At 72.1% G+C, this 11,749-nt stretch carries 12 protein-coding genes; 9 read left to right on the plus strand and 3 right to left on the minus strand.

The window, feature by feature from the left end; translation table 11 throughout:
• Positions 1-4: 4 nt before the first annotated feature.
• From CCO04_RS12385 to CCO04_RS12395, 3 genes are read left to right on the plus strand one after another with little or no spacing between them, the layout of a single operon-like run.
• Positions 5-646 (plus strand): response regulator transcription factor, encoded by a 642-nt coding sequence (locus tag CCO04_RS12385; RefSeq protein WP_215814917.1) that lies wholly within the window; start codon positions 5-7, stop codon positions 644-646.
• A 23-nt stretch (positions 647-669) separates the two neighbouring features.
• A complete protein-coding gene (glmU, locus tag CCO04_RS12390; RefSeq protein ID WP_308281192.1) occupies positions 670-2,175 on the plus strand; it encodes a bifunctional UDP-N-acetylglucosamine diphosphorylase/glucosamine-1-phosphate N-acetyltransferase GlmU in 1,506 nt (501 codons plus the stop codon).
• 34 nt (positions 2,176-2,209) lie between these two features.
• Complete coding sequence (locus tag CCO04_RS12395) at positions 2,210-3,190, plus strand: ribose-phosphate diphosphokinase (protein WP_308281193.1); 981 nt, start codon at positions 2,210-2,212, stop codon at positions 3,188-3,190.
• 78 nt (positions 3,191-3,268) lie between these two features.
• Here CCO04_RS12395 and CCO04_RS12400 read toward each other — a convergent pair whose 3' ends face one another.
• The gene (locus tag CCO04_RS12400; protein ID WP_215814451.1) at positions 3,269-4,246 is read right to left on the minus strand and encodes a hypothetical protein; all 978 of its coding nucleotides are present in this window, start codon (positions 4,244-4,246) and stop codon (positions 3,269-3,271) included.
• Positions 4,247-4,439: 193 nt separating this feature from the next.
• Positions 4,440-5,066, minus strand: a complete 627-nt coding sequence (locus CCO04_RS12405) for a TetR/AcrR family transcriptional regulator (RefSeq protein ID WP_215814452.1) — start codon at positions 5,064-5,066, stop codon at positions 4,440-4,442.
• Positions 5,067-5,107: 41 nt separating this feature from the next.
• On the opposite strand from CCO04_RS12405, the gene CCO04_RS12410 reads away from it, so the two are divergent.
• Genes CCO04_RS12410 through CCO04_RS12425 form a run of 4 tightly spaced genes read left to right on the plus strand, consistent with a single transcriptional unit; the run spans position 5,108 to position 9,046 of the window.
• Complete coding sequence (locus tag CCO04_RS12410; RefSeq protein ID WP_215814453.1) at positions 5,108-6,622, plus strand: NAD(P)/FAD-dependent oxidoreductase; 1,515 nt, start codon at positions 5,108-5,110, stop codon at positions 6,620-6,622.
• Complete coding sequence (locus tag CCO04_RS12415; RefSeq protein ID WP_215814454.1) at positions 6,619-7,455, plus strand: SDR family oxidoreductase; 837 nt, start codon at positions 6,619-6,621, stop codon at positions 7,453-7,455. Before CCO04_RS12410 ends, CCO04_RS12415 begins: the two co-directional genes overlap by 4 nt.
• A gap of 17 nt (positions 7,456-7,472) precedes the next feature.
• Positions 7,473-8,579, plus strand: coding sequence for an aromatic acid exporter family protein (locus tag CCO04_RS12420; protein ID WP_257752268.1), 1,107 nt, complete (start codon positions 7,473-7,475; stop codon positions 8,577-8,579).
• A 23-nt stretch (positions 8,580-8,602) separates the two neighbouring features.
• Positions 8,603-9,046 (plus strand): SRPBCC family protein, encoded by a 444-nt coding sequence (locus tag CCO04_RS12425; RefSeq protein WP_215814455.1) that lies wholly within the window; start codon positions 8,603-8,605, stop codon positions 9,044-9,046.
• Positions 9,047-9,170: 124 nt separating this feature from the next.
• Here CCO04_RS12425 and rocD read toward each other — a convergent pair whose 3' ends face one another.
• Positions 9,171-10,400: an ornithine--oxo-acid transaminase gene (gene rocD / locus CCO04_RS12430; protein WP_215814456.1), complete on the minus strand. Its 1,230-nt coding sequence runs from the start codon at positions 10,398-10,400 to the stop codon at positions 9,171-9,173.
• Between the two features lie 125 nt (positions 10,401-10,525).
• Between rocD and CCO04_RS12435 the strand changes: the two genes are divergently transcribed.
• Both CCO04_RS12435 and CCO04_RS12440 read left to right on the plus strand, forming a co-directional pair.
• Complete coding sequence (locus CCO04_RS12435) at positions 10,526-11,032, plus strand: SigE family RNA polymerase sigma factor (RefSeq protein ID WP_215814457.1); 507 nt, start codon at positions 10,526-10,528, stop codon at positions 11,030-11,032.
• Complete coding sequence (locus tag CCO04_RS12440) at positions 11,029-11,688, plus strand: hypothetical protein (protein ID WP_215814458.1); 660 nt, start codon at positions 11,029-11,031, stop codon at positions 11,686-11,688. The genes CCO04_RS12435 and CCO04_RS12440 overlap by 4 nt, the downstream gene beginning before the upstream one ends.
• Positions 11,689-11,749 lie beyond the last annotated feature (61 nt).

Genomic DNA, 11,749 nt, shown 5'->3' on the forward strand with positions numbered 1-11,749 from the left:
CCCCCTGCGGGCCGTGCTCGCCGAGGACCAGGCGCTGCTCCGGGTCGGGCTGACCCGGATCCTGGAGTCCGGCGGCATCGAGGTCGTCGAGGCCGTCGACAACGCACCCTCCCTCACCCGGGCGCTCGCCCGCGAGGACATCGACATCGCCGTGCTCGACGTACGCCTGCCGCCGACGCACACCACCGAGGGCCTGCTCGCCGCGACCACGCTGCGCGCGGCCCGCCCGGCGTTCCCGGTGCTCGTGCTCAGCCAGTGGGTCGAGCCCCTCTACGCCCGCGACCTGCTCGCCGGCGGCGAGGGCGCCGTCGGCTACCTCCTCAAGGACCGGGTCGCCGACGTCGACGCCTTCCTCGCCGCCGTCCGCCAGGTCGCCTCGGGCGGCACCGTCCTCGACCCGGAGGTCGTCGCGACCCTCGTCTCGGCCCGCGCCCGGCCCCTGGACCGGCTCACCGACCGCGAGCGCGAGGTGCTCACCCTGATGGCCGAGGGCCGCTCCAACGCTGCCGTGGCGGCCCGGCTCGTGGTCACCGAGAAGGCCGTCGGCAAGCACATCAACAACATCTTCACCAAGCTCGACCTGCCCCAGGCCGGGGACGACAACCGGCGGGTGCTCGCCGTGCTCGCCTGGCTCGACGGGCGCTGAACCGGCCGCACTAAGGTGGCCGGGTGACCGACCAGCTGACCGTCATCGTCCTCGCCGCCGGCGGGGGCACCCGGATGAAGTCCAAGACGCCCAAGGTGCTCCACCGCATCGGCGGGCGCAGCATGATCGAGCACGTGCTCGTCGCCGTCGGGGCGCTCGAGCCGGCGCGCGTCGTCACCGTCGTGGGTCACCAGCGCGAGCTCGTCGCGCCGCACGTCAGCCAGGCGCGGCCCGAGGCCGTGCTCGCCGTCCAGGACGAGCAGCTCGGCACCGGGCACGCCGTACGGATCGCGTTGGAGGCGCTCGCCGAGGCCCCCCGCGAGGGCACCGTCCTCGTCGCCTACGGCGACACCCCACTCCTCGAGGGCGCCACGCTGGTCGACTTCACCGCCTCCCACCGGGCCGCGGGCGCCGCGGTCAGCATCCTCAGCGGCATCGTCGACGACCCGTTCGGCTACGGCCGGATCGTGCGCGACGCCGCCGGCGTCGTCCAGGCGATCGTCGAGGAGAAGGACGCCTCCGAGGCCGAGCGCGCGATCACCGAGATCAACTCCGGCATCCTCGCCTTCGAGGCCGGCTTCCTGCTCGACACCATCGGGCGCATCGGCAACGACAACGCCAAGGGCGAGTACTACCTCACCGACGCCATCGGCCTGGCCCGCGACGCCGGGCTCACCGTCGCCGCCCACGCCGTCGACGACGCCCTCCAGACCGAGGGCGCCAACGACCGCGCCCAGCTCGCCGACCTCGGCCGCGAGCTCAACCGCCGCATCGTCACCCGGTGGATGCGCGACGGGGTCACCGTGATGGACCCGGCCACCACCTGGATCGACGCCGACGTCGTGCTCGCCCCCGACGTCACGATCCTGCCCGGCGTGCAGCTGCTCGGCGCGACCGTCGTCGCCGAGGACGCCGTGATCGGGCCCGACACCACGCTCGAGGACTGCGAGATCGGCGCCGGGGCGCGCGTCGTACGGGCGCACGGGCAGCTGGCCGTCATCGGCGCCGGCGCCTCGGTCGGGCCGTTCGCCTACCTGCGGCCCGGGACGCTGCTCGGCGCCGACGGCAAGATCGGCACCTTCGTCGAGACCAAGAACGCGACCATCGGCGACGGGGCCAAGGTCCCGCACCTGTCCTACGTCGGCGACGCCGAGATCGGCGCCGGCTCCAACATCGGCGCCGGCACGATCTTCGCCAACTACGACGGCGTCAACAAGCACCGCACGGTCGTCGGCCGCCAGGCCAAGACCGGCTCCAACAACACCTTCGTGGCGCCCGTGGTGATCGGCGACGGGGCCTCGACCGGCGGCGGGACCGTCGTACGGCGGGACGTGCCGGCAGGTGCCCTCGCGGTCAGCACCTCGCCCCAGCGCAACCTCGAGGGATGGGTGCTCTCGCGCCGCGCGGGCACCGCCCAGGCCGAGGCCGCCGCGGCCGCATCCGGCTCCGCTGTGGCGGATGCCACGGGTGAACAGTCCGAAAACGCCCCCGGACTTGGGGACGACCGGGGCGAGCGGGCAGAATCGTAGCCATCAGCTCCGGCGATCCAGGGGAGTCACAGGCGTGAGCGGTCTGAAGCGGACGACCGAGAAGAATATGATGATCTTCTCGGGTCGAGCACACCCGGAGCTGGCCGACGAGGTCGCCCAGATCCTCGATCAGCAGCTCGTCCCGACCGAGGCGCGTGAGTTCGCCAACGGCGAGATCTACATCCGTTACGAGGAGTCGGTGCGGGGCTGCGACGCCTTCGTGCTGCAGAGCCACACCACGCCGATCAACGAGTGGATCGTGGAGCACCTGATCATGGTCGACGCGCTCAAGCGCGCCTCGGCCAAGCGGATCACCGTGGTCATGCCGTTCTGGGGCTACTCGCGCCAGGACAAGAAGCACCGCGGCCGCGAGCCCATCTCCGCGCGCCTCATGGCCGACCTGTTCAAGACCGCGGGTGCCGACCGGATCATCACCGTCGACCTCCACGCCGACCAGCTCCAGGGCTTCTTCAACGGCCCGGTCGACCACCTGATGGCGCTGCCGATCCTCACCGACTACATCAAGTCCAAGTACGGCGACCAGGAGCTCGCGGTCGTCTCGCCCGACGCCGGCCGGATCAAGGTCGCCGAGCGCTGGGCCGCCCGCCTCGGCGGCGTACCGCTGGCGTTCATCCACAAGACCCGTCGTACCGACGTCGCCAACGAGGTCGTCGCCAACCGCGTCGTCGGCGACGTCAAGGGCCGCATGTGCGTCCTGACCGACGACATGATCGACACCGGCGGCACCATTGTGAAGGCCGCCGAGGCCCTCATGGCCGAGGGCGCGGCCGGCGTCATCATCGCCGCCACCCACGCCATCCTGTCCGACCCCGCGGTCGACCGGCTCAAGAACTGCTCGGCCACCGAGGTCGTCATCACCAACACCCTCCCGGTGCCCCCCGAGAAGCAGTTCGACAAGCTGACCACGCTGTCGATCGCGCCGCTCGTCGCCCGGGCCATCCGTGAGGTGTTCGAGGACGGCTCGGTCACGTCGATGTTCGACGGCCACGCCTGACCTCTCCACCCCCTTCCCGCCGAGGGCGCAGGTTTCCGGCGCCGAAGGCGCAGGTCTCCTGCCTCGAGGTAGCAGGATTCACCCCCGCCACCGCCTCCGGTACGACGCCCGGTCGGCGCCGCGGGAGTAGCGGCGCTTGATCCGTGGGTTCGCCTCCCGGGCCTGGATCTCCCGGGCCAGCCGGCGGAGCCAGGTCGACCGGGCCTGGGCCGACAGGTCCTCCTTGCGCAGGACGAGGACGGTCCAGCCGGCCCGGTCCAGGGCCGCGCGCCGGAGCTCATCGTGCTCGCGGTGGCCGGCGGTGGTGTGGAACTCCGCGCCGTCGTACTCGATGGCGATGCGGAGGTGCTCGTAGGCGTTCTCCATCCGGACCCAGCCCCATTCGTCGAGCAGCACGGAGACCTGCGGTGCGGGCATCGGCAGGCCCTCGTCGTGGATCAGCAGCCGCACCCACGACTCGGGCTGCGAGTCGGCCAGGTCGGTGGAGAGCGGCACCAGCTCCCGCAGCTGTACGACGCCACGCTGGCGCGCGAACCGCGGCAGCATGGCGCGCAGGTCGGCCTCGGTGATGGCGTAGCTGCGCCGGAAGGCGTCGAGTGCGGCGATCGCGCGGAGCCGGCCGAGCAGTCGCGCGATGTCGCAGGCTGTCCGGATCGGCGTGGTGACCCGAACGCCTTCGAGGTCCATCACCTCGTCGGGCAGGAGGGTGCGCTTGCCGCCGAAGACGCCCTGGCGTCGCGAGCTGGTGTGGTGCTCGATCGAGACGGAGTCGAGGTCGGGGACCCGGTCGAGCTCGGCGAGGCTGAAGAGGTCGATCCCGTGCAGCGATGCGGCCGAGAGGTCGCAGACCACCGCGTGCGCCGGGAGCACGAGGGCGGCGGCGCGAGCGCGGAGCCCGGTGCTGTCGGGGGTCGCGGTGGCGACGTACACGCCGTGGAAGGGCTGGGTGACCTGGCCGGTCGAGCTGAGGTGGTCGAGCTGGTGCTGGGTGATGCCGCCGGCGCGGGCCATCGCCGCGGTGAACGGCTCGCCGGTGGTGATGTCGAGAAGGTGCATGGCGACGAGCGTCGGCGTACGGGCGGGGTGGTGGGTGCCGTGGCGCAAAGCCTGTGGACAACGACGTCCGTCCACAGGCGAGTGGCCCGTTGCTGGACGTTTCTGTGACGTCGGTGCCGGAGCCCTGCGCCCTCGGCGCCGGAACCCCGCGCCCTCGGCGCCGGAACCCCGCGCCCTCGGCGCAGGAACCCTGCTACCTCGGCGGGGGGAGGGTCTCGATGAGTGCGGGGAGGGACCCGGTGATGACCTGCAGCAGGTCGTCGCGCGAGAGCCCCGCCGGCGCGTCGCACCAGGTCAGCACGAGGTCCTCGACCATCGCCTGCCACGCGTGCAGCACCAGCCGCACCGCCGGTGTGTCCGGGATGACGAGACCGCCGGGGTCGGCGGTGAAGAAGCGCTCGGCGAGGGCGGCGAAGGTGGTGTCGTAGATGGCGCGGAGGGTGTCGTTGCTGCCGGCGGCGGCCTTGACCAGGGAGCGGTAGCCGGTGTTGTTGGCGACGACGTAGTCGACGTACCCGGTCAGCGAGGCCATGAGGCGCTCGAGCGGCTCGCCCTCGGACGGGGGAGCGGTCTGGGTGTAGAGGTCGTCGGCGGCGTGCTGGACGACGGCTTCGTAGAAGCCCTGCTTGCCGCCGAAGTAGTGGTACAGCAGGCCGCGCGAGATGCCGGCCTCCTCGGCGAGGAGGTCGATGGAGAGCTCGTCGAGCGAGCGGGTCGCGAGCAGGCGGACCCCCAGGTCGAGCAGCTGGGTACGACGCTCGGCCGGCGAGAGCCGGGTGCGCGGAGCGGAGGAGGGGGTGGTCGCCGTCACGCCGACCATCCTATTGACAGATGTTCAATAGCGCCAATAGCGTCCCTCCCATGAGTGCTACTCCGGGTCGTACCAACGTCGACCACCTCATCGTCGGCGCCGGCTTCGCCGGTCTCGCCGCGGCCATCAAGCTCGACGAGGCCGCCGAGCGCGACTTCGTCGTGATCGAGAAGGACAGCGACGTCGGGGGCACCTGGCACATCAACACCTACCCCGGTGCCGAGTGCGACGTCCCGAGCCAGCTCTACTCCTACTCGTTCGCGCTCAACCCGGGCTGGTCGAAGGTCTACTCCCCCCAGCAGGAGATCTGGGAGTACACCCGCAAGGTCGCCGAGGAGTCGGGCACGCTCGACCGGTTCGTCTTCGACACCGCCGTCCTCGACGCGCGGTGGGACGCCGGCGCGCAGCGCTGGATCGTCCGGACCGAGGGCCCCGAGGGCATCCACGAGTACGCCGCGCGGACCATCGTGGCCGGCGCCGGCGGGCTCTCCGAGCCGCGGCTGCCCGAGATCGAGGGCATCGACGGCTTCCAGGGCGAGATCTTCCACTCCGCGCGCTGGGACCACGACGTCGACCTCGCCGGCAAGCGCATCGCCGTCATCGGTACGGGCGCCTCGGCGGTCCAGCTCGTGCCCGAGCTGCAGAAGATCGCCGGCCACGTCGACGTCTACCAGCGCACCCCCAACTGGATCATCCCGCGCAACGAGCGCGAGTTCAGCGCCCTGGAGAAGACCGTCTTCGCCAAGGTCCCCGGCGCCCAGCGTGCGCTGCGCTCGCTCGTCTACACGACGCTCGAGGCGCGCGTGCCGGCGTTCGCCCGCTTCCCGCAGCTGATGAAGGCGGTCGAGGGCCAGGGCAAGAAGAACATCGCCAAGGGCATCAAGGATCCCGAGCTCCGCAAGAAGGTCACGCCGGACTACCGCGCCGGCTGCAAGCGGATCCTCATCTCCAACAAGTGGTACCCGGCGCTCGACGCCGACAACGTCGACCTGGTCACCGACCCGATCGCCAAGATCACCGGCGACGCGATCGTCACCGCCGACGGGGTCGAGCGGCCGATCGACGTGCTCGTCGTGGCGACCGGCTTCTACGTCACCGAGCCGCCGATCGCCCAGCACATCACCGGACGCGACGGCCGCACGCTGGCCGACGTGTGGGACGGCGCCGGCATGGCGGCGTACAAGGGGACGACGATCCACGGGTTCCCGAACCTGTTCCAGATCGTCGGTCCCAACACCGCGCTCGGTCACTCCAGCATGATCTTCATCATCGAGTCGCAGGTCCGCTATGTCGTCGAGGCGGCCAAGGCGCTGCGGCGTGAGGGCCTCGCGTCCGTCGAGCCCACCCAGGCCGCGCAGGACGCGTGGACCGCGCAGATCCGGCGCAAGATGAAGCCGACCGTGTGGCAGACCGGCGGCTGCGCCAGCTGGTACCTCGACAAGTTCGGCAACAACACCACCCTGTGGCCGGGCCAGACGTTCACCTTCCGGCAGCACCTGAGCAAGTTCGACCTCGACAAGTACGACGTCGAGGTCTCCCACCAGCGAGAGGCAGTCAACGCGTGAAGAACCTCAGCAACAAGGTCGTCGTCATCACCGGTGCGGGCTCCGGCATCGGCCGCGCCCTCGCCGTGAACCTGGCCGGCAAGGGCGCCCGGCTGGCGCTCTCCGACGTCAACGACGCCGGGCTCAACGAGACCGCCGCCCTGGCCAAGGACGCCGGCGCTCCCGACGTCCACACCGCGCACCTCGACGTGGCCGACCGCGCCGCCTTCACGGCGTACGCCGCCGAGGTTGCCGACCACTTCGGTCAGGTCAACGTCGTCATCAACAACGCCGGTGTCGCGCTGGCCGGGGATGCGGTCGACCTGACCTACGAGGACATGGAGTGGATCGTCGGCATCAACTTCTGGGGTGTCGTCTACGGCACCAAGGAGTTCCTGCCGCACCTGATCGCCTCCGGTGACGGCCACGTCGTCAACCTCTCGTCGCTCTTCGGCCTGCTCGCGATGCCCGGCCAGAGCGCCTACAACGCGACGAAGTTCGCGGTCCGCGGCTTCACCGAGGCGCTGCGCGAGGAGATGCTCATCGCCGGGCACAAGGTCGGCGTCACGTCGGTCCACCCCGGCGGTATCAAGACCGCGATCGCCCGCAGCGCGCGGGTCTCCGACAAGGAGGACAAGGCCGCGACGGCCAAGCTGTTCGACGAGAAGCTCGCCAAGATGACGCCCGAGCGGGCGGCCGAGATCATCGTCAAGGGCATCACCAAGAACCAGGCTCGCGTGCTCGTCGGCCTCGACGCCCACGCGCTGCACAACTTCCAGAAGTTCACCGGTTCGCGCTACGAGGACGTCGTGGCGCTCGTCTCCAAGCGGGTGCTCCCGGCCAAGGCGGTCTGACCCGTAGGGTCTCCTGCGTGGAGGTGTCGAACGACGGGGTCCTGGACCGGATGTGGTCCCGCAGCCGGCTGTCCGTCAGCGGTCGGATCGAGCGCTGGCGCGGCAAGCTGTGGGTGGTCACGCAGTGCTCGATCGCGGCCGGGCTCGCCTGGTTCATCGCGTCGGACCTGCTGGGGCACCACCTGCCGTTCTTCGCGCCGATCGCCGCCGTCCTGTGCCTCGGTACGTCGTACGGGCAGCGGCTGCGTCGCGTCATCGAGGTGACCCTCGGGGTCGCGATCGGCGTCTTCATGGCCGACGTCCTGGTCTCGGGTATCGGCTCGGGGGCCTGGCAGCTCGGGCTCATCGTCTTCCTGTCGATGTCGCTGGCGCTGCTGCTCGACGCCGGGATCATGTTCGTCTCCCAGGCGGCCGTGCAGTCGATCGTCGTCACCGTCCTGCTGCCGGGCGCCAACGGCGCGTTCCTGCGCTGGACCGATGCGGTGATCGGTGGTGGGGTCGCGCTGGTCGCGGCGATGGTGGTGCCGGCGGCGCCACTGCGCCGCCCGCGCGAGCAGGCCGCGACGGTGGCGCGCAAGATCGCCCAGCTGCTGCGGGCGGCGTCCGACGTGATGGTGGACGGTGAGGTGACGCCGGCGCTCGAGCTGCTCGCCGACGCGCGGGCGACCGACCGGCTGATCCGCGAGCTGCAGGCGGCGGCCGAGGAGGGGATGTCGGTGGTCAACTCCTCGCCGTTCCGGATCCGGCACCGCGAGCCGCTGCGCCGGATGGTCGAGCTGGTCGACCCGCTCGACCGGGCGCTGCGGAGCACGCGCGTGCTCGTCCGGCAGACCTCGATCACGGCCTACCGGCGGTTGCCCGTGCCGCCGTCGTACGCCGGGCTGGCGGCGGACCTCGCCACCGCCGCGGACGCCGTCGCCGACGAGCTGCGGGCCAACCGGATCGCGACCGCCGCCCGCGACGACGTGCTCGCCGTCGGTGCCGCGACCGGGCAGGTCGAGCGCAGCGGTGTGCTCGCGGTCGAGGCGATCCTGTCCCAGCTGCGCGCGATCGTCGCCGACCTGCTGATGGTCACCGGGATGGGCCAGCTGGAGTCCACCGACGCGCTGCCGCCGCCGCGCTGACCCGGCGTGCCAGAATCCCGCCCGTGACCAACGTGGTGGAGCAGAGTGTCGAGATCGCCGCGCCGGTGAGCACGGTGTTCGCCTACGTCGACGACTTCAGCACGACCAAGGACTGGATGTACGGGCTGAGCAAGATCGAGCCCGTCACCGAGCAGCGCCACGGCGTCGGCGCCCAGTACGACGGCGTGATGAAGGTCGGCGTCCCCCTCAAGGCCCGCATCGAGTGCACCGCCTGGGAGCGGGACCGCCTCGTCGAGCTGACCTCGGTCAAGGGGATCGAGACCACCCAGCGCTGGTCGTTCACCGACCTCGGCGGCGACCGGACCCGGGTGGACGCCTGGATCTCCTACACGCTGCCCGGCGGCCCCGCGGGCAAGGCGATCGCCGGAGCGGTCAAGCCCGTCGTCGGGATCGCGGTCAAGCACTCCAGCGAGGCGCTGGTGCGCAACGTCGAGGCGCTGGTCTGAGGCTCCCCGCCGAGGTGTGCCGGTTGCTGGTCCGAAGGCCACGCACTTCGTGACCGCAACCCACGCACTTCGTGACCGCAACCCACGCACTTCGTGACCGCAACCCACGCACGTCGTGCGGAGGTCAGCGCAGGGCGGCCTCGAGCTGGTCGAGCCCCCAGTGCAGGTCGTCGGCCGAGATCACCAGCGGCGGCGCGAGCCGGATGGTCGAGCCGTGGGTGTCCTTGGCCAGCACGCCGTGGGTGAGCAGCCGGGCGCAGACGTCGCGGCCGGTGCCGAGGGCGGGGTCGATGTCGATCCCGGCCCACAGGCCGCGGGAGCGGAAGCCCACGACGCCCTTGCCGACCAGGGCGGTGAGCCGGTCGTGGAGGACGACGCCGAGCTCGGCGGCGCGCGCCTGGTGCTCGCCGGTCCGGAGCATCTCGACCACCTCGGTGCCGACGGCGCAGGCGAGCGGGTTGCCGCCGAACGTCGAGCCGTGCTGGCCCGGGCGCAGCACGCCGAGCACGTCGCGATCGCCGACGACCGCGGAGACCGGGACGATGCCGCCGCCGAGGGCCTTGCCGAGGACGTAGAGGTCGGGCACGACGTCCTCGTGGTCGCAGGCGAAGGTCGCGCCGGTGCGGCCGAGGCCGGACTGGATCTCGTCGGCGACGAGCAGCACCCGCTCGCGGGTGCACAGGGCGCGCAGGCCGGCCAGGTAGCCGGCGGGCGGGATGACCACGCCGCTCTCGCCCTGGATCGGCTCGACCAGGACGGCGACCGTGCTGGGGGTGATCGCGGCCTCGACGGCCGCGAGGTCGCCGAACGGGACGAGGTCGAAGCCGGGGGTGAACGGACCGAAGCCCCCGCGGGCGTCGGGGTCGTCGGAGAAGCCGACGATGGTCGTCGTCCGGCCGTGGAAGTTGCCGGCGGCGACCACGATCCGGGCGCTGTCGGCCGGGACCGCCTTGACCTCGTAGCCCCACTTGCGGGCGACCTTGATGGCGGTCTCGACGGCCTCGGCGCCGGTGTTCATCGGCAGCACGAGGTCCTTGCCGCACAGGTCGGCCAGGCCGGCGCAGAAGTCGGCGAAGCGGTCGTGCACGAACGCCCGGCTGGTGAGCGTGAGCCGGTCGAGCTGGGCGTGCGCGGCGGCGACCAGGCGGGGGTGAGCGTGCCCGAAGTTGAGCGCGGAGTACCCGGCGAGCATGTCGAGGAACCGGCGGCCGTCGACGTCGGTCACCCAGGCGCCCTCGCCGTGGGTGAGCACGACGGGCAGCGGGTGGTAGTTGTGCGCGGTGCGCGCCTCGGCGCGGGCGACTTCCTCGGCGGTCAGTCGCGGGGTGATCGTACGGTCGGCGGTACTGCTCATCGGGCCCCTCCGTCGGCAGGATTGTCAGACAATCTTCGGTCCACGGTAACTCACGCCGGGTCGCTCCCAACCGATCCGCGGCCGTTTCCGTCAACTAGGCAGGTGAGGACGACGGAAGGAGCCGGATGACCCCGCGGGACGAGGCGTTCGCGGCGTACGTCGGCGCCCGCCGGCCCCAGCTGTTCCGGGCCGCGTGGCTGCTGACCGGCGACCCGCACCGGGCCGAGGACGTGGTCCAGGCCGCGCTGACCCGGTTGTACGTCGCGTGGCCGCGGGTGCAGCGGGCCGCGTCGGTCGACGCCTACGTGCGCCGGGCGATCGTCAACGCCCACGTGGACGAGGGCCGGCGCCCGTGGCGGCGCGAGGCCGCCGCCGGCGACGCCCTGCCCGAGCCGGCGGTCGCCGGCCCCGGGGACGCGGTCGACGAGCACGACGCGCTGTGGTCGGCGCTGCGGCGCCTGCCGGCCGGCCAGCGCCGGGTCGTGGTCCTGCGCCACTGGTGGGGCCTCTCCGTCGAGGAGACCGCCGCCGACCTGAACGTCAGCACCGGAACCGTGAAGAGCCAGACCTCCGTCGCCCTGGCGACCCTGCGCGAGGTGCTGGCCGAGGACCTGACCAAGGAGAGCTCGTGAACGACACCGACCTGCTGACCGATCGCCTGCACCACCTGAGCGACCGGGCCCCGGTGCCGCCGGTCGCCCCCGCCGAGGACGTACGACGGGGGCGCGGGCGCCTGCGCCGGCGCCGGCTGGCGGCCGTGGCCGGTACCGCGGCGGTCGCCGTCACCGTCGGTGGCGTCGCCCTCACCGGCGGCGGACCCGGAGCGGTCACCTCGGTGGACCCCGCGGCTCCCGCGGTCCCCGCAGGCCCCGTCTCGCCGCCGGCCGCCCAGGACCTCCGGTCCCTGGTGGACGAGCTGCGGGTTGGCGGCGTCCGCACCGGGGAGGTGGGCCCGGACGACCTCACGGTCGTCGACCTGAGCGCTCTCGCCGCGGTGATCGAGTCGGTCCACGGCATCGAGCGCTACCGCCACGTGGCGATCGCGCACGCCCCGTCCTGGCGCTGGGCCGGCGCGACCGACTGCGCTGCGGGCTGGACCTGCGAGCCGCTCGCCATCGACGGCGCCCGCCGGGCCCGTACCGCGACCGACGGCACGACCTCCCAGGTGGTCGCCCAGTTCCCCCGGAGCGTGGTGATCATCTCGTTCAGCGACGCCGACGACTTCCCCGCCGAGCTGGCCTACGGCCGTACCGCGGGGACGCCCCTGCGCAGCGTCGGCGACGGCTGAGCGGCCGGCCGCGCACAACTGCGTGGCCGTCGCGCTCGGTCGGATGGGAGGATGGTCCCGC

It is taken from the genome of Pimelobacter sp. 30-1 (assembly GCF_018831735.1).
GTDB lineage: Bacteria > Actinomycetota > Actinomycetes > Propionibacteriales > Nocardioidaceae > Nocardioides.